Source organism: Agrobacterium sp. NPDC089420, assembly GCF_044900305.1.
Lineage (GTDB): Bacteria > Pseudomonadota > Alphaproteobacteria > Rhizobiales > Rhizobiaceae > Agrobacterium.
The window spans coordinates 382466-398408 of the sequence record NZ_JBJDMY010000005.1 but is presented as its reverse complement, the minus strand read 5'-3'; the positions used below and the strand labels follow the sequence as shown (position 1 = coordinate 398408).

At 58.9% G+C, this 15943-nt stretch carries 14 protein-coding genes and 1 tRNA gene; 9 read left to right on the top strand and 6 right to left on the bottom strand.

Translation table 11 applies throughout. From position 1 onward, the window contains the following. Nucleotides 1–248 precede the first annotated feature (248 nt). Both ACI2KA_RS10895 and ACI2KA_RS10890 read left to right on the top strand, forming a co-directional pair. A complete protein-coding gene (locus tag ACI2KA_RS10895) occupies nt 249–1658 on the top strand; it encodes a hypothetical protein (protein ID WP_404501861.1) in 1410 nt (469 codons plus the stop codon). 11 nt (nt 1659–1669) lie between these two features. Next, nucleotides 1670–2278: an N-acetylmuramoyl-L-alanine amidase gene (locus ACI2KA_RS10890; RefSeq protein ID WP_404501859.1), complete on the top strand. Its 609-nt coding sequence runs from the start codon at nt 1670–1672 to the stop codon at nt 2276–2278. 103 nt (nt 2279–2381) lie between these two features. Here ACI2KA_RS10890 and ACI2KA_RS10885 read toward each other — a convergent pair whose 3' ends face one another. Beyond that, on the bottom strand, nt 2382–2720 hold the full coding sequence (locus tag ACI2KA_RS10885) for a DUF2147 domain-containing protein (protein ID WP_404501857.1): 339 nt from the start codon (nt 2718–2720) through the stop codon (nt 2382–2384). 606 nt (nt 2721–3326) lie between these two features. Here ACI2KA_RS10885 and ACI2KA_RS10880 point away from each other — a divergent pair. Beyond that, nucleotides 3327–3590 carry a sel1 repeat family protein gene (locus ACI2KA_RS10880; protein WP_080825472.1) on the top strand — a complete coding sequence of 88 codons (264 nt, stop codon included), beginning with the start codon at nt 3327–3329 and terminating at the stop codon, nt 3588–3590. Between the two features lie 441 nt (nt 3591–4031). Here ACI2KA_RS10880 and ACI2KA_RS10875 read toward each other — a convergent pair whose 3' ends face one another. After that, complete coding sequence (locus ACI2KA_RS10875) at nt 4032–5144, bottom strand: pyridoxal phosphate-dependent aminotransferase (protein WP_404501855.1); 1113 nt, start codon at nt 5142–5144, stop codon at nt 4032–4034. A gap of 171 nt (nt 5145–5315) precedes the next feature. Next, complete coding sequence (locus ACI2KA_RS10870) at nt 5316–5663, bottom strand: hypothetical protein (RefSeq protein WP_404501853.1); 348 nt, start codon at nt 5661–5663, stop codon at nt 5316–5318. A 328-nt stretch (nt 5664–5991) separates the two neighbouring features. Between ACI2KA_RS10870 and ACI2KA_RS10865 the strand changes: the two genes are divergently transcribed. After that, on the top strand, nt 5992–7209 hold the full coding sequence (locus tag ACI2KA_RS10865) for an NAD(P)/FAD-dependent oxidoreductase (RefSeq protein WP_404501851.1): 1218 nt from the start codon (nt 5992–5994) through the stop codon (nt 7207–7209). A gap of 7 nt (nt 7210–7216) precedes the next feature. Further along, complete coding sequence (locus ACI2KA_RS10860; protein WP_404501849.1) at nt 7217–8014, top strand: aldolase/citrate lyase family protein; 798 nt, start codon at nt 7217–7219, stop codon at nt 8012–8014. On the opposite strand, the gene ACI2KA_RS10855 is transcribed toward ACI2KA_RS10860, so the two are convergent. Both ACI2KA_RS10855 and ACI2KA_RS10850 read right to left on the bottom strand, forming a co-directional pair. Beyond that, nucleotides 8015–8191 carry a hypothetical protein gene (locus tag ACI2KA_RS10855; protein WP_404501847.1) on the bottom strand — a complete coding sequence of 59 codons (177 nt, stop codon included), beginning with the start codon at nt 8189–8191 and terminating at the stop codon, nt 8015–8017. A 93-nt stretch (nt 8192–8284) separates the two neighbouring features. After that, nucleotides 8285–8626: a hypothetical protein gene (locus ACI2KA_RS10850; RefSeq protein ID WP_404501845.1), complete on the bottom strand. Its 342-nt coding sequence runs from the start codon at nt 8624–8626 to the stop codon at nt 8285–8287. Between the two features lie 162 nt (nt 8627–8788). Between ACI2KA_RS10850 and ACI2KA_RS10845 the strand changes: the two genes are divergently transcribed. The 3 genes from ACI2KA_RS10845 (at nt 8789) to ACI2KA_RS10835 (ending at nt 12201) form a co-directional block, all read left to right on the top strand. Beyond that, nucleotides 8789–8879: transfer RNA gene (locus tag ACI2KA_RS10845), tRNA-Ser, on the top strand. Nucleotides 8880–9491: 612 nt separating this feature from the next. Next, nucleotides 9492–10538: a porin gene (locus ACI2KA_RS10840; protein WP_404501843.1), complete on the top strand. Its 1047-nt coding sequence runs from the start codon at nt 9492–9494 to the stop codon at nt 10536–10538. A 616-nt stretch (nt 10539–11154) separates the two neighbouring features. Further along, complete coding sequence (locus ACI2KA_RS10835; RefSeq protein ID WP_404501842.1) at nt 11155–12201, top strand: porin; 1047 nt, start codon at nt 11155–11157, stop codon at nt 12199–12201. Nucleotides 12202–12477: 276 nt separating this feature from the next. Here ACI2KA_RS10835 and ACI2KA_RS10830 read toward each other — a convergent pair whose 3' ends face one another. After that, nucleotides 12478–14550 (bottom strand): lytic transglycosylase domain-containing protein, encoded by a 2073-nt coding sequence (locus tag ACI2KA_RS10830; RefSeq protein ID WP_404501840.1) that lies wholly within the window; start codon nt 14548–14550, stop codon nt 12478–12480. Nucleotides 14551–14916: 366 nt separating this feature from the next. Between ACI2KA_RS10830 and dapA the strand changes: the two genes are divergently transcribed. Further along, entirely contained in the window at nt 14917–15801 is an 885-nt protein-coding gene (gene dapA / locus ACI2KA_RS10825; RefSeq protein WP_404501838.1) for a 4-hydroxy-tetrahydrodipicolinate synthase, read from the top strand. Nucleotides 15802–15943: the final 142 nt, after the last annotated feature.

Here is a 15943-nt window from a genome sequence, read left to right as displayed (position 1 = left end):
AGTTTTGCCACACTCGGACTGAACGGACCCTGAGACCCCGGTTCATATGGTGTTCAGGGATGTTAACGGGATTTCATGCCCATTCCCGCCGGATAATCTCTCCCATGATCCTGTTGTTTTCCGTGCGGGATGATTGGCGGAAAAATAAATAAAGTATACAATAAGAAGTGAATGTTTAAAAAATTTGAGTTCTACTTTAATTTGTGTTTCTCTCTGAAAATTCCATTTTATGTTTCAGGGAGACGCAAATGGCGTCTGGAAATTTTGTTCCATCGGAATCTTATGAAAGAATCAGACAAAACATATTGATGGGCCTCGGATCAGTTGAGAGGTCGCTGAGATTAAGTATCGCCATCGTCTTTTCAATGATATTGGTCCTTTCAATTTCCATTGCGATGACGAAAACTGATATAAAAATTGCGTTTTTCTTGAAATATTTCAGCGTTGCCTCGATGGTCGCGGTCGCCGCTGCCTCGCTCGGCGGCGTTCTCGGTTTTCTCTTCGGCATACCGAGACTTCTTCAGAAATATTCGACAGGCGGCGAGGATGCAGCTCTGGAGCCACGTCCGAAACGGGACACGGACCCTTTCTTCATGACCAATACAAGTCTGGAGGAGGTTTCGGATTGGCTTACCAAGATAATAATCGGCATAGGCCTGGTGCAGTTCAACACCATTATCGCTTACCTTCACACGTCCGCCATTTATGTAGCGGTCTTTATCGAAGGTAAAAAATTTGAAATTAAGGACGACAAAATTCTTCTCATAGAAGAAGGCGTGTCTTCGTCCTTCATATTCGCCATAATTGTTTCATGTCTCATATTGTCCTGCCTGTTCGTTTATCTCGAAACACGCACCCGCCTCACCCTGATGTTTCTCGGCATGGAGGCTGTTAACAATGATGCCAGCATATTCGAAACGGCGCTGAGCCGCCCGCTCGCAATCGAAGACAAAAAAGCCGTCAGCCAGACCGATCTCACCTCCACGACGCTGGTGCGGCCGGATGCGAATGACAAGCTCCTGGTGGATATTGCCCGGTCGAGGCTGCAATCTCCGACCGAGATTGCGGGCTGGGCGGCGGCCCAGTTGCGGGCGGGCCGCAATCACGCCGGCGAGATGGCATTGATCGATGCCCGGAACAACGATCCCTACAATGTCGAGATATTGCTGCGGCTGGCCGAATTCAAGCGCTACAAAGGCGATCAGGAGGGCTTTGTCGATGACATACTGGATGCCCTGCGTCTGGAGCCGCGGCGAAAAGATGTGATGACGCTGGCCCGTGCGGCCTTGCTTGAGGCCCTTTATCTGCCGCCGCCGACGGGCTTTGATAAAGCGATAACCATCGCCAATAGTCTCGAAAGCGCCCCGGATCACAAGCAGCCCCTCATTCAGCTTCGAAGAGCCGCCGCCTTCGGACAAAAATTCCGATATTTGAATGACCGGAATTCCCCCGAAGCCATCGCGGCGCGGGAAAATGCGCTCGCCTCGGTTCGAAAGGTTGTGAGGCTGGTGCGCAATCCGGACGACCCCGTGAGAAAGCTCCTGCTCAGGATCTATGACGTCAGCCAGGGGGGCAACCCGCGTGATGATGATCTCGCGGTTTTCTACGACGATCCGGAATTCAAAAAGCTTATTGTCGACAATGAATTGGGCGAATAGGGGGAGTTGCGATGGTTTATTCGGTAAAGGAAAATAGACTGCAATTGAATGGCAGTGATGTCGATTTCGTTGACACGCCTAATATGAGCGGCCAGGTGAAGCCGCTTTACCTCGTGCTGCATTATACGGCGGGAATGACGGCGGACGGGGCCATAAGCTGGTTCAAGAACCGCACTGCGCAGGCTTCCGCACATTTTGTCGTCGACCGGGATGGCTCGGTGACCCAGATGGTTCCCTTGGATCGTATTGCTTGGCACGCCGGACGCAGCTCGTGGCAAGGCGTGGAGAGCTTGAACGCATATTCTATCGGCATCGAGATCGTGAATGCGGGAAAATTGAGCCGGACGGAAAAAGGCGACTGGATGAATTGGGCCGACAATGTGGTGCCGGTTGGCGAAGTGACGGTTCTCACCCATAAACACGAAACCCATCCCAGCGGCTGGCATCTCTATACCAAAGCGCAACTGGAAAGCGTTTCCGAGATCGGATTGGCGCTGAACGAGCGGTTCAAGTTTCTGGACGTGCTCGGACATGAGGATATTTCTCCGGGACGGAAAATCGATCCCGGTCCGGCATTTCCGATGATAAGCGTTTCTTCGAAGATGATGGGGCGCAGATAGCGCCGGTGCGGCTGGCCGCACAATATATTCTACAGCGTCTTCGAGAAAAGACGCTGTAGAAAGGAGCCGGCCCATCAGGCTGCCCGGCTAAAAAGGCCTGTCGTTAAAGCCGCGTCCAGGTCTGCGATTTGCAAAGAACCTTCAGCACGCAGCCCTTCATGTTCAGCGAATTGCCGGAAACGGTGCCGGAGCCGCTATAGGTCTTGTCATTGGCGGGATCGGTGATTTCGCCAGAATAGCTGTTTCCCTTGCCGGAAAGCTTACCGATCTGTTTTCCGGCATGTTTGCCGGTCTTCAGCGTGACGCAGAAGGCGCCGCCACAGGGGCCGATCACGGCGGTTTCGCCGCTGGCCGTCTTCCAATTGCCCTCGATCGCCTCACCGGCAAAGGCAAGATTGCTGCCCATCAGCAGGGCCGCGGCCGTGGTTATGATACGCTTCATAAAATTCCTCCCGAAATTCGCGCTGGCATGTCCGAGCCGGATTGGCGCGAAGATGCGATGTTCAGATCAAACCCTCCTGGCGTACCCGGGCGCCATCTCTGGCCCGGAGCCGCCCCGCGGCGCAACGATTGCTCTTTCCCGCCGCGATATCCCGTGCCCGTTTCATCCTCATGACGGGCAGGGTGGATAGTATTTTACGTTAACGTAAAAGGAAACAGAAATTTGCAGCCGCCGCGAGGGCATTTGCAAGCGCCGGAAGACGCGGAAGAACGCAAATTCGAAAAGTGCTGTTTCGATCGTGGTGAAGGAAGGGTTTAAATCCAATTGTGAAGTTTTCGTAAAATTCGCCGCAAAGTCCTTAATTTCCGCGGCTCGCGATATTTAACAAAAACCCAATTTTACCAATCGTTTGCAGTTTGTTTGCGACGCATTAATCATGCCTTTTAAGCGCCCGTTGAAAGCCCGGTGGCATAGTGAAGTCATCAAAAGCGCAGGGAGAACCTGCCGGACGGAAGGACGAGAAAAGCCGCAGAAGACGGCGGGTCCGGACGATAGCCTCGATAAGAAGGCAATGATGAAACAGGCAGAAAGACAGGGATAAAAACAATGGCACGCTTTGAAATTCGCGATATCGAAATGGCTGCCGGTGGCGAAACCCGCGCCGACACCCTTTGCAATCTCGGCCTCGTCTATGCGACCGGCCGGGGCTGCAAGGTGGATCTGATCGCGGCGCATAAGTGGCTCAACATCGCCGCGATCCGCGGATCGGAACGAGCCGCTTCGCTGCGTGCCGATCTCGCCCGCAACATGACGAAGGCGGAGCTCGCCGAAGCGCTGCGCGCCGCCCGCGACTGGATGACGATGCACTGATTTACCCAAACATCATTGAGATTGCCGGTCCGGTTCCCTCCAGTCCCGATGGCCGGCGCAAAGGAAAGTAAACCCGAAGGGGAACGCGGCGAGGGCTCCGGAAAGAAGCTTTTGCGCTGACACATCAAACCGCGACCGGCAGGAACAAGGCCGGCGCGGTTTTCTTATGTCTGGAAGTTCCGTTGCCGGAAAATGATTCGCGGACAGGGGTTTGGGGGAGGGTGTTGAATCGCCTTCACATCACCCTGTAGCGAGGATGCAGCCGCTACGGCAGGCATGGCAGGTGCGGTTTCGAATCGCTCCCTTCCGCCGTCATGCCGGACCTGATCCGGCATCCAGCCGACGCGTGTCCACGCGGCGAGAAGAGTTTTTTCAGCCCAAGGACTTGGGCTGGCTGGATACCGGCTCGAGGCCGGTATGACGGAAGAGAGGAACTGGAATTTACCCGAGCGCCTTGAGAACCTTCGGCAACGCCTGTTCGAAAAGATCGAGCTTGTCACCCGGCCCCACGCTCACGCGAATGCAGCGGTTGAGCGGGGCAACGCCCGGCATGCGGATGAAGACGCCATGCTCCATCAGCCCGTCAACGATGGCGCGGGCATGAGCGCCGTCGCGGTGGCAATCGATGGTGACGAAATTGGTGGCGGAGGGCAGCGGTGCAAGGCCGTTGTCGCGGGCAATCGCGGAAATACGATCGCGGGCATCGGAAATCCTGCCAATCACCTCGTGGAGATAGGCCTGATCCTTGAGTGCCGCGAGAGCGCCGGCGACCGAAATGCGGGCCATGCCGAAATGGTTGCGGATCTTGTCGAAGGCTTCGACATTGCCGAGCGTGCCGAGGGCATAACCCACGCGCGCGCCGGCGAGTCCATAGGCTTTCGAGAAGGTGCGCATGCGCAGGATGTTCGGCTGGCCGATCAGCGCGTCGATGGCCGGAACGGCGCTGGCGGGCGCGGTCTCGCAATAGGCTTCGTCGAGAATGAGCAGGCAGGTTTCCGGCAGGGCGCGGGCAAAGGCGACGACCTCGCTCGCATCCCACCAGCTCCCCATCGGATTGTCGGGATTGGCGAAATAGACGAGCGGCGCGTTTTCCCGGATGACGAGATCGAGAAGGCCGTCAAGGTCCTCGTGATCATCGACATAGGGCGTGGTGACAAGTCTGCCGCCAAAACCGTTCACATGGTAATTGAAGGTGGGATAACCGCCGAAGGAGGTGACCACCGGCGTGCCTGGCTCGATGATCAGTCGGGCGATCTCGCCCAGCAGGCCATCAACGCCGCTGCCGATAGCAATATTGCCGCGCGAAACGCCGTGATGGATGGCGAGCGCTTCCTTCAGTTCGAAATTTTCCGGATCGCTGTACATCCAGGTCTGCGCCGCCGCATCGCGCATGGCCAGCAGCACGGAAGGGGCGGGGCCGAAGCCGCTTTCATTGGCGCCGATGCGCGCTTCCACCTTCAGCCCGCGATTCCGCTCGATGGCCTCCGGGCCGACGAATGGAACGGTTGAGGGAAGCGAGACGGCAAGCGGCGTGAGGCGTGAAAATGCGGACATTGGCTGAAAGTTCCGGTACCTGTGTTTGAAAACCCGGCTCACAATAGGTGCAAAAACACCGGACGCAAGCCGCGCCAGCCGGCCGGATGACTGTTTTGGAACAGATTTTCCGCTGCCCCGTCATTCGGAGGAAAAGCGGCCGGCCCGGCGCCGCGGCCTGACATAACCGCGTCAGGCGCTGGTTTCGAAACTCAGCCGGCGCACATGGTGCAGGAATTCCGCATCGATCAGCATATTGAAGCCGATCGTCACCTTTTCTTCCTCCCGGCGGATCAGCGTGCAGCCGATCTCATCGCGGATGCCCAGAATTTCCAGATAGAAATTGGCCGGCATTTCCAGATCCGGGCTGACATCCAGTTCCGCGCCGTAAAGGGAAATGCTGCGCACCAGGCAGCGCATGGTGTCGGCGGCGCTGAGATGATGCCCGATGAAGGTGATCTTGCCGGGTCGGTCGATCTGAAATTTCTCGTACATCTCGTCCTGGGGGACGTTCTGACGGGGATCCATATGCAAAGCCATGACAACCTCCCGGATTGCCTCTCCTGGTGCTGAGTCTAACGCGCCTTCCTTGCCAGCTCATGAAGGAAATTCGCGCAATTGTCCGTTTTCCGTCTCGACATGGGCCATTGCCGCCTTGGCAAGCCGATGTTTCCTTTAACGGAAATGCACGCGGCGTGGTCCGGTTGCAGGCGTATCGCAGCCTGTGCTGATAATCTGTCATGCTTGCACCGGGCTGGCGTCGCGGCGCTGTTGACGCAGGCCGTACTTGGCGTTACGCCTGATCCGGCAATATGGCTTCGCAATGCTCGGCTGGACGGCCCCTTGTGATTCGATCTGGGAGTGGACTGTGACGGGAAGGCTGGTAATCGTCGGGGCGGGGCAGGCCGCTTTCGCGCTGGCGGCAAAGCTCCGGGCGCTGAAGGACGAGCGTCCGATCAGCATCATCGGCTCCGAGGATGCCTATCCCTATCAGCGGCCGCCGCTTTCCAAAAAATATCTTCTCGGCGAGATGAGTTTTGACCGGCTGCTGTTCCGGCCGCAGGAATGGTACGCGGAAAACAATGTCGATATCCGGCTTTCCACCTGGGTGGAAGAGATCGACCGCAAGGCCAGAACGATTCGCATGCAGGATGGCAGCACGCTTGTCTATGACAAGCTGGTGTTGGCGACCGGGGCGGAACCGCGTCCGCTGCCGGCCAGCATCGGCGGCGATCTGGACGGCGTCTTGACCGTTCGCGACAGGCGCGACGCCGACCGGCTAACGGTGGAGATGAAGCCCGGCCGCAGGCTGCTGGTGATCGGTGGCGGTTATATCGGCCTTGAAGCGGCCGCCGTTGCCCGCAAGCTCGGTCTTGAGGTGACGCTGATCGAAATGGCCGACCGTATTCTGCAGCGCGTGGCGGCGAAGGAAACAGCCGACATCATGCGCGGCATCCATCAGGCGAACGGCGTTTCGATCCGCGAAAAGACCGGCCTCGTGCGCCTTGTCGGCATGGATGGCCGTGTGGCCGCCGCCGAGCTCTCCGATGGTTCGACGCTCGATGTCGATTTTGTCATCGTCGGGATCGGCGTGACGCCGAATGACCGCCTTGCCCGCGAATCGGGCCTCGATGTCGGCAACGGCATCGTGGTGGACAGCCATACCCGCAGCTCGGACAAGGACATTCATGCGGTGGGCGATTGCGCCTTGTTGCCATGGCGCGGCCAGTATGTGCGTCTCGAATCGGTACAGAATGCCGTCGATCAGGCCGAGGCCGCCGCTGCGGTTCTGGCCGGGTTCGAAGCCGCCTATGACGCGAAGCCCTGGTTCTGGTCGGATCAATATGAGGTGAAGCTGCAGATCGCCGGCTTCAATCTCGGTTACGACGAAACGGTGTTGCGGCCCGGCGCCCGTGAAGGCAGCTGGTCCGTCTGGTATTTCCGTGACGGGCGTTTCGTGGCGGTGGATGCCGTCAATGACGCCAAGGCCTATGTTGCGGGCAAGAAACTGCTCGACACCGGCGCGGAGCCGGATCGCGCCATCCTGGCGGATGCTTCCGCCGATCTGAAATTGCTGCTCTCCTGAGGACCCCATGCCCGCTCCCGAAAACCGTTTCAAGACCGCCATTCATGCCGGCAAACCGCAGATCGGCCTCTGGCTCGACATGGGGGAGGCCATCACGGCGGAAATTGCCGGAACGGCGGGGTTCGACTGGCTGGTGATCGACGGCGAGCACGGTCCGAACGATCTGCGCAGCATCATCGATCAGCTGCGCGCGCTTGCCACGTCGCCGGCAGAGCCGGTGGTGCGCGTGCCGGTGGGTGAAAGCTGGATGATCAAGCAGCTGCTCGATGCGGGTGCACGCACGCTTCTCGTACCGATGGTCGATTCGGCCGATCAGGCCAGAGATCTGGTCAGCGCCATGCATTATCCGCCATTCGGCATTCGCGGCATGGGGGCGGCCGTCGCCCGTGCGTCGGCTTTCAACACGATCACCGATTACGCCGATAGCGCTTCGGACAGCGTCTGCCTTCTGGTGCAGGCCGAAACGCGGGCGGCGATCGAGGATCTCGACAATATCCTCGCGGTGGAAGGTGTGGACGGCATCTTCATCGGCCCGGCGGATCTGGCGGCGGATATGGGGTATCTCGGCAGGATCGACGAGCCGGCCGTGCAGGCCGTGATCGAGGCGGCGATCGTCAGGATCGTTGCGGCGGGCAAGGCCGCCGGCATTCTGACCTTCAACGAAACCTATAATCGCCGTTATCTCGAACTCGGCGCGTCCTTCGTGGCGGTGGGCGCCGATGTCACGGAATTCGCCAATGCTCTGCGCACCCTGTCGGGCCGCTACAAGGGCGGTGTATCCGCGCCGTCCCGATCGGGATATTGATCAGTCGTCATTGCTGGCATTGAGCTTTTCCGGCGGGATGCCTTCTTCGCCGGAGGCGAGATAACCGCTATTGATCAGGGCCGCACGGACGATGCGCTGGATCGCCTCATCCCTGTCGATACCGTGATCTCTTGCAAAATCCGACAAAGCCTCTTCAAGATCGTCGCTGAATCGCATGTCCGCCCCCCAATTCGTGTTGTCCTGAAATCAATGCAAAAAAGGCAAGGCGGAAACGCGCCGCCTTGCCCCGATCATGGATGTCCGCAGCGATCAGCGCCAGCGATAAAGGCTGCTGTTCGACGAACTCTGCTGTGTCCCCGCACCGACGGCATAACCGATCGCAAAACCGAGTGCGCCGACGATCGTCAGCAGCGACGTAGCGGTGCCGGGATTTTCCTTGACGGCCTCAACCACATTCTGGCCCTGGGCGCGCACGTTATGCGCCGCCTTGCGAACCCGGCCGCGCGCCTCGTCCAGAAATTCCGACGCGTCCTCGCCGACGCCTTCGGCGCGGGCTGAGACGGATTTGGACAGGGAAGCGATTTGCGAGCGCAGCTCGGCAATCTGGTTTTCGATCGTGTCTTCGACAACATTCAGTTTGGTCTGAGCCATTAGAACACCTCTTTTGTTACCGAGGCGAAAACGTGCCGGCCTTAAAGAAGTTCCCGAATGACCCGTAAAGTTTCGCCGGAGGATGTTCGACCAACAGGTTTTTCCGCTTCTTGGCGAAAAAGCCTTGCAATCATTTTTTTTACGCAATAATCAGGCCGCACCGGAGAGGTGGCCGAGTGGTCGAAGGCGCTCCCCTGCTAAGGGAGTATACGTCAAAAGCGTATCGTGGGTTCGAATCCCATCCTCTCCGCCACTTCAGCGCTAGGCGCCAATCAATATATCCCCTGAAATCATCATTTCGACGTCTGCCGCGGGATCGATCGTCTTGGCCGTTTGCTCCCGCCTGCGAGGGAAATCGGGAGCTTGCCTATGGGCAAATCCGTTTGGCGGATCACCCGCCGGCGCGAGTGCGCCGAATCGTTGCCATGTGAATCGGCGTCTTGCTGCGCGGGTTTGTCTTTGCGCAGGCCGCCGCCATGCTATGGGAAGGGTGTCCGGCAAGCAAAAATTTCTGCCCGCGTAGGCCTGCAGGGTACGATGTCGCCGAAAAAGGCGGTAGTTTAGAAAGACCTTGTTAACCGCGCTAACTAACGGATTTTCAAGCAATTTCTTAACGCATGGTAAAGTCGACTTCCGGCCGGTTGTGCGCTGTGTGTTGTTTCCGCAACAAACCGAAATGAAGCATATACGTAAATGCGGTTTATCGGATGTTGGCGATTGCAAGCGGCGAAAGCTTTTGTATTTTCACGACCAGAAGCGAGGCGGTGGATCGTTTGGCTTCTAAAAACACGGGAATGGGGCAGGGAATGCTGTCCTTCAGCGAAAGTACCCAGACCCTTTTAAAAACTTTGACTGGAGGTCAACCATGAACATCAAGAGCCTTCTGATCGGCTCCGCTGCGGCTCTCGCAGCAGTATCCGGCGCCCAGGCTGCTGACGCTATCGTCGCTGCCGAGCCCGAGCCCCTGGAATACGTTCGCGTTTGCGACGCTTTCGGCACCGGCTTCTTCTACATCCCCGGCACCGAAACCTGCCTGAAGTTCGACGGTTACATCCGTTTCCAGACCGACTTCGGTCGCGACAAGTCCGGCACGTCTGACTGGAACTCGTTCACGCGCGCCCAGTTCAACATCGACACCCGCACCGACACCGAGCTCGGCGCTCTGCGCGGCTACATCGGTCTGCGTGGCGATGCCAACAACGACTCCAGCCGTGGCGTCAACGTTGACCAGGCTTTCATTGAACTCGGCGGCCTGAAGGTCGGTTACTACTACAACTGGTGGGATGACGGTCTCTCTGGCGAAACGGATATCCTGTCTTCGAACAAGACCCGTCTGAACGCTGTTCGTTACACCTACGATGCTGGCTCGTTCTACGTTGGCGTTGCAGTTGAAGAACTCGAAGCTCTTCGCAGCACGTCCAACCTCACCGGCCTTGTTAAGGGCGGTTCGTTCGAAGGCCCGAACAACGTCGGTATCAGCGGTATCATCGGCGCCAAGTTCGGCGGCGTAAACGCCAACCTGCTCGGCGGCTACGACACGGACCAGGAAAATGGTGCAATCCGTGCAATCATCACGGCTGACATCGGTCCGGGCACCTTCGGCCTCTCCGGCGTTTGGGCTTCTGGCGCAAACAACTACTACGAAGAGTCTGAGTGGGCAGTTGCTGCTGAATACGCAATCAAGGCAACTGACAAGCTGACCATCACCCCCGGCGCTCAGTACCTCGGCACGATCGATATCGGCGCTAACAACGACTTCGTTGGCGATCGCGATGCATGGCGCGCTGGCCTGACGGTTGACTACAAGATCACCCAGGGTCTCTCTGCCAAGGTTGCTGCGAACTACCAGGACGTAGACGGCCCGAACGGCGACAGCTGGACCGGTTTCGTTCGCCTTCAGCGTTCGTTCTAATCTGATCTGACATTGTCAGTGATGGAAACCCCGGCAGAAATGCCGGGTTTTTTTGTTTGAATACGTGTTGGGCGATCAGAAGAAGTGGTCCTCAACGGCGGGATGGCGGGACGCAGTCATCCGCGACGCCTTGATATTTGTGTGGTCCTGTCTTGTGAAGACGCGGCCGTCGCAATGCTGCTATCGTCAAATCCAGCGTTTGAAATTTATCGAACTGCCCGAATCAATCGCCTTGCAACAAATGATTCTCGCGGGTTGACACAAGCGCGGGCTTCAGGCTGTCCCATCGCCTTTTGGACAATTTCACGTGGTCCCCTTGTGGCGGAAACCTGGCAACTGAATGAGTTTTGTTTCTGCGGTTCTGCAGGCCTTTCGGTTAAGCTGCTGAAAAACATTGATTATTAATCATTTCTTAATAAATGCCACCCGGTCGGTTAGAATTGTAGCTATTTCGCAACAATGGAAAACTAAGGACACCTTACTGTCTTGCTTCTGTCATGATTACGATTGCCTGCCCGTCCGGTTTTGGGTCTAATCAGCTTCATAAGCGGCACGCATTGATTTGTGTTTTCCCACTCGCTGCTTAGAAGATTAAGCGTTTGACTGGAGGTCAACCATGAACATCAAGAGCCTTCTGATCGGCTCCGCTGCAGCTCTCGCAGCAGTATCCGGCGCACAGGCCGCTGACGCAATCGTCGCTGCCGAGCCCGAGCCCCTGGAATACGTTCGCGTCTGCGACGCCTTCGGCACCGGCTTCTTCTACATTCCCGGCACCGAAACCTGCCTGAAGTTCGATGGTTACATCCGTTTCCAGACCAACTTCGGTCGTAACCAGTCCGGCACCTCTGACTGGGATTCGTTCACCCGCGCCCAGTTCAACATCGACACCCGTACCGACACCGAGCTCGGCGCTCTGCGCGGCTACATCGGTCTGCGTGGCGATGCTGACAACGACTCCAACCGTGGCGTCAACGTCGACCAGGCATTCATCGAACTCGGCGGCCTGAAGGTCGGTTACATGTACACCTGGTGGGATGACGATCTCTCCGGCGAAACCGACATTCTCTCGTCCAACACGACCCGTGCTAACGCCCTGCGTTACACCTACGACGCCGGCTCCTTCTACGCTGGTATCGCCGTTGAAGAGCTGGATTCTGGTCGCGATGTTTCCAACCTGACTGGCGACGTAAAGGGCGGTTCGTTCGAAGGCCCGAACAACGTTGGTATCAGCGGCATCATCGGCGTCAAATTCGGTGCGATCACCGCTAACCTGCTCGGCTCCTACGACACCGACCAGGAAAATGGTGCAATCCGCGCTATCGTATACGCTGACATCGGCCCGGGTACTCTCGGTCTCTCCGGTGTTTGGGCTTCCGGCGCAAACTACTACTACGAAGAATCCGAGTGGGCAGTTGCTGCTGAATACGCCATCAAGGCAACTGACAAGCTGACCATCACCCCGGCTGCTCAGTACTTCGGCACCATCGATATCGCTCCGGACGGCGACTTCACCGGCGACCGCGATGCATGGCGCGCTGGCCTGACGGTTGACTACAAGATCACCCAGGGTCTGGATGCCAAGGTTACCGCCAACTACCAGGACATCGATGGTCCGGATGGCGACAGCTGGACCGGTTTCGTTCGCCTTCAGCGTTCGTTCTAATCTGATCTGACATTGTCAGTGATGGAAACCCCGGCAGAAATGCCGGGGTTTTTCGTTTGAGCGCTGTACCGGGCGCGCTTATGTGCCGTGCGGGCGCCCGGCGCCAATCCTTGGGATCGTCAGGCGGATCCAATCGCCTCGCAAAGGCCGACGGCGTGCAGAGTTCGGGGCAGGCCCGAACATGAGGAAACAGGAATTTCAGGATTTGCCGCGGTCCGAAGCGCCGGTCGGCGATTGCCGATGGCCTTCACGATTGCCCGCCGGTCTGCCGGGTGTTTATCCCGCCCGGCCATGGCGCAGGTCATCGACAATATCGGCCTGCTGCCCCAGCCTGGTCTTGTAGACCTGATAATTCTCCATCACCCGCTGCACGTAGTTGCGCGTTTCGGGGAAGGGGATACGCTCGATCCAGTCGACCACCTCGTCGATCGGCTTGCCGCGCGGGTCGCCATAACGGGAGATCCATTCCGGCACGCGCTTCGGCCCGGCATTATAGGCGATGAAGGTGAGAATATAGGAGCCGCCGAAACTGTCGATCTGCTCGCCGAGATAATGGGCGCCGAGCGTTGCGTTATAGCCCGCGTCGCTGGTCAGCATCGCCTGGGTGTAGGGCAGGCCGTGGCGGCCGGCCACCCCCTTGGCGGTTCCCGGCAGCAATTGCAGCAGTCCGCGGGCATTGGCGGAGGAAATGGCGGCGGGGTTGAAGGCGCTTTCCTGCCGCGCAATGGCATAGGCAAGCGCCTTGCCGGAGCCGGCAATATTGGCGCTGGCGGGAATGACGCCGAGCGGATAGGCAAGTGCCGCCGCATCGATGCCGCGGCTGAAGGCCGTCTTGCCGATCTGCAGGGATACCTGATGGTTGCCGTTGCCTTCGGCCCGCGCCGCGAGAATTGCAAGCTCGCCGGGACTGTCGAGCTGGTCAGCCAGCGAGCGGTAAAGACTGTCGGCGCGCCAGCCGTAACCTGCCGCCTCCAGCCGGTCGATGGCGCGCACGGCTTCGCGGCCGGCGAAGCGTTCACGGTCGCCGGCGCTCGGGCTCGGATAGGTGACGTTCAGGGTTTTGGTGCCGATTCGCGCGGCGGCCAGCTGGCCATAAAATGTGCCGGGATGGGCCGCGGCCCTAGTGAAGAAATCACGGGCATTGCCCGGCCCGCCGGCTTCCGCCGCCCGTCCGAGCCAATAATAGGCGCGAGAGGCCGAAAGTGGCCGGTTCGAGGTCTGCAGCAGCGTGTTGAAGTGACGCGAGGCTGCCGCCGGGTCCCGCAGCGCTCTCAGCGCATACCAGCCGGCATGAAATTCCGCATCGGCAATATCGACGGCCGACGTCGCCGAATGATTGGCGACGATGCGATAGGCCTCGGCAAAATCGCCGAGATCGGCAAGGCCGCGGGCGACGATGCGGCGCTCGTTCCACCATTCGCCGGGATTGACGAGCCTGGCCGCGTCTTTCGGCGCCTGCCGCAGCAGCACGGCGGCTTCCGGATATTTCTGCTGGTTGCGCAGGTTTTCGATGCGCGCAAAGAGATAGGTCGGGTCGTTGCGCCAGGAGGCGTCGACCTTGCCCAGCAATGCGCCGGCATTGGCGGACCGCTGCAGCACCGCCGCCCAGGCATTATAAAGCGACTGCGCCTTGCCGAGATCGCCAAACCGCTTCGCCTGGCTGATGCGGCTGCGATACATCAAATAATCCATGCGCGCCTTGTGATCGGCAGGCGTCAGATAGGTGGGGAACTCGGCAAGCACACGGTCTTCCATGTCCTTGTCCATGCCTTCGCTGACCCAGAGCTGGCGGATGAGGTTCTGGGATTCGGCCGTTTTGCCGGAGGAGGCGAGCGCCTTGGCGAGAACCACGGTGCCTTCAGCCGTTTCCGGCCGGCTGCTGCCGAAGGCGGCAAGCACCTGCGACGCCGGCGGATCTTCGTGGTAAAGCGCCTTTTCGGAATTGGCGCGCAGCGTCGCTGCACCCGGCCAGCCGGAGAGCTCGCGCTGGGCTGCGGCGATTTCGGCGGAAGCGACATCCTTCTGACCGGAAACGGCGATGGCCCAGGTGAGAATATGCCGGTCGAGGCTGCCGGTCGGCATGGCGTTGCGCAGCGCGATCGCCCGCGCCGCATCGCGGCTGGAAAGCGCGTCGAGGCCCGCCTTCAGCTGGCTGGTATCGTCGGGACGGTTAAGGCGCGGAATGGCGCCGGTGATTTCGGGCGAGGCCGGCATGAAGGCGGGCACGGTCGGTGCATCCGGTTTGACATAGGGAAGCGGCACCGCACCTTCCGGCAGCGGCCCGGCCAGCGCGTTCCACACGGTTGCGGCAAGACCCGCCGCCATCAATCCCCAGACTGTCTTTTTCATGCCGTTCTTCATCGCGTAACGGAGTTGCCGACTTTCTTGCTTGTAATATTGCTACATTGCAGCGGGATTGCCGAAAACGGTCTGATCTCCCGCCTGGAAATCTTGGGATTTCAGGCTTAATGAAATCTTAATTGCCGCCCCGCAATTCAATCAACTTTTATTCACCGGCCCTTGAGCGACGTCTCTTTTCGGTACGGGCCTTTTGTGCCTGCCGATCAGGACCCTGCGACTGTCACACTTCCGACAATTTCGGACAAAATACGCTGCCTTTGCGCTTGTCGGCGCCAAGGGCTGGCACTAATGTGTGCCGGTTTTAACCATCGAATGCGGCCGAAGCATGAACCGGCTCGGCGCCAGGAGCTTTGCATGTTCAAGGGATCAATTCCCGCCCTCATTACCCCGTTCACGGACAATGGCGCCGTGGACGAACAGGCCTTTGCCGCCCATGTGGAATGGCAGATCGCCGAAGGCAGCAACGGCCTTGTGCCCGTGGGTACGACGGGGGAATCCCCGACGCTCTCCCACGATGAGCACAAACGGGTCGTTGAGCTGTGCATCGAGGTTGCGGCGAAACGGGTTCCGGTGATCGCGGGCGCAGGCTCCAACAATACCGATGAGGCGATCGAGCTTGCGCTGCACGCGCAGGAAGCCGGTGCGGATGCGCTGCTGGTGGTCACGCCCTATTACAACAAGCCGACGCAGAAGGGCCTGTTTGCCCATTTCTCCGCTGTCGCCGAAGCGGTGAAGCTGCCGATCGTCATCTACAACATCCCGCCGCGCTCGGTGGTGGATATGTCGCCGGAAACCATGGGCGCACTGGTCAAGGCGCATAAGAACATTGTCGGCGTCAAGGATGCCACCGGCAAGCTCGACCGCGTCTCCGAACAGCGCATTTCCTGCGGCAGGGAATTCATCCAGCTTTCGGGTGAGGATGGCACGGCGCTCGGCTTCAACGCCCATGGCGGCGTCGGCTGCATCTCGGTCACCGCCAATGTCGCCCCGCGCCTCTGTTCGGAATTCCAGGCGGCGATGCTCGCCGGCGACTACGCCAAGGCGCTGGACTATCAGGATCGCCTGATGCCGCTGCACAAGGCGATCTTCATGGAACCCGGCGTCTGCGGCACGAAATACGCCCTGTCGAAGACGCGCGGCGGCAACCGCCGGGTCCGCTCGCCCTTGATGAGCACGCTGGAACCGGCGACGGAAGCGGCCATCGACGCGGCGCTGAAGCATGCCGGCCTGATGAACTGAGACACGTCCTAAAAGCCTGAAGGCGCGCCATGGACCGCTTCGAAACAGAAGCCGTTCGGCGCGCCTTTTCTTTTTGCGGCGACAACATTAAATAGAGGTTCGAAAACCGCTCTCGGCGGTAAGCCGAAGGCGCAATAAGAAA

Bases quoted from the DNA above. Each gene is read 5' to 3' on its own strand.
- ACI2KA_RS10895 (WP_404501861.1), top strand. From the start codon at position 249: ATGGCGTCTGGAAATTTTGTTCCATCGGAATCTTATGAAAGAATCAGA.
- ACI2KA_RS10890 (WP_404501859.1), top strand. From the start codon at position 1,670: ATGGTTTATTCGGTAAAGGAAAATAGACTGCAATTGAATGGCAGTGAT.
- ACI2KA_RS10885 (WP_404501857.1), bottom strand. From the start codon at position 2,720: ATGAAGCGTATCATAACCACGGCCGCGGCCCTGCTGATGGGCAGCAAT.
- ACI2KA_RS10880 (WP_080825472.1), top strand. From the start codon at position 3,327: ATGGCACGCTTTGAAATTCGCGATATCGAAATGGCTGCCGGTGGCGAA.
- ACI2KA_RS10875 (WP_404501855.1), bottom strand. From the start codon at position 5,144: ATGTCCGCATTTTCACGCCTCACGCCGCTTGCCGTCTCGCTTCCCTCA.
- ACI2KA_RS10870 (WP_404501853.1), bottom strand. From the start codon at position 5,663: ATGGCTTTGCATATGGATCCCCGTCAGAACGTCCCCCAGGACGAGATG.
- ACI2KA_RS10860 (WP_404501849.1), top strand. From the start codon at position 7,217: ATGCCCGCTCCCGAAAACCGTTTCAAGACCGCCATTCATGCCGGCAAA.
- ACI2KA_RS10855 (WP_404501847.1), bottom strand. From the start codon at position 8,191: ATGCGATTCAGCGACGATCTTGAAGAGGCTTTGTCGGATTTTGCAAGA.
- ACI2KA_RS10850 (WP_404501845.1), bottom strand. From the start codon at position 8,626: ATGGCTCAGACCAAACTGAATGTTGTCGAAGACACGATCGAAAACCAG.
- ACI2KA_RS10840 (WP_404501843.1), top strand. From the start codon at position 9,492: ATGAACATCAAGAGCCTTCTGATCGGCTCCGCTGCGGCTCTCGCAGCA.
- ACI2KA_RS10835 (WP_404501842.1), top strand. From the start codon at position 11,155: ATGAACATCAAGAGCCTTCTGATCGGCTCCGCTGCAGCTCTCGCAGCA.
- ACI2KA_RS10830 (WP_404501840.1), bottom strand. From the start codon at position 14,550: ATGAAAAAGACAGTCTGGGGATTGATGGCGGCGGGTCTTGCCGCAACC.
- dapA (WP_404501838.1), top strand. From the start codon at position 14,917: ATGTTCAAGGGATCAATTCCCGCCCTCATTACCCCGTTCACGGACAAT.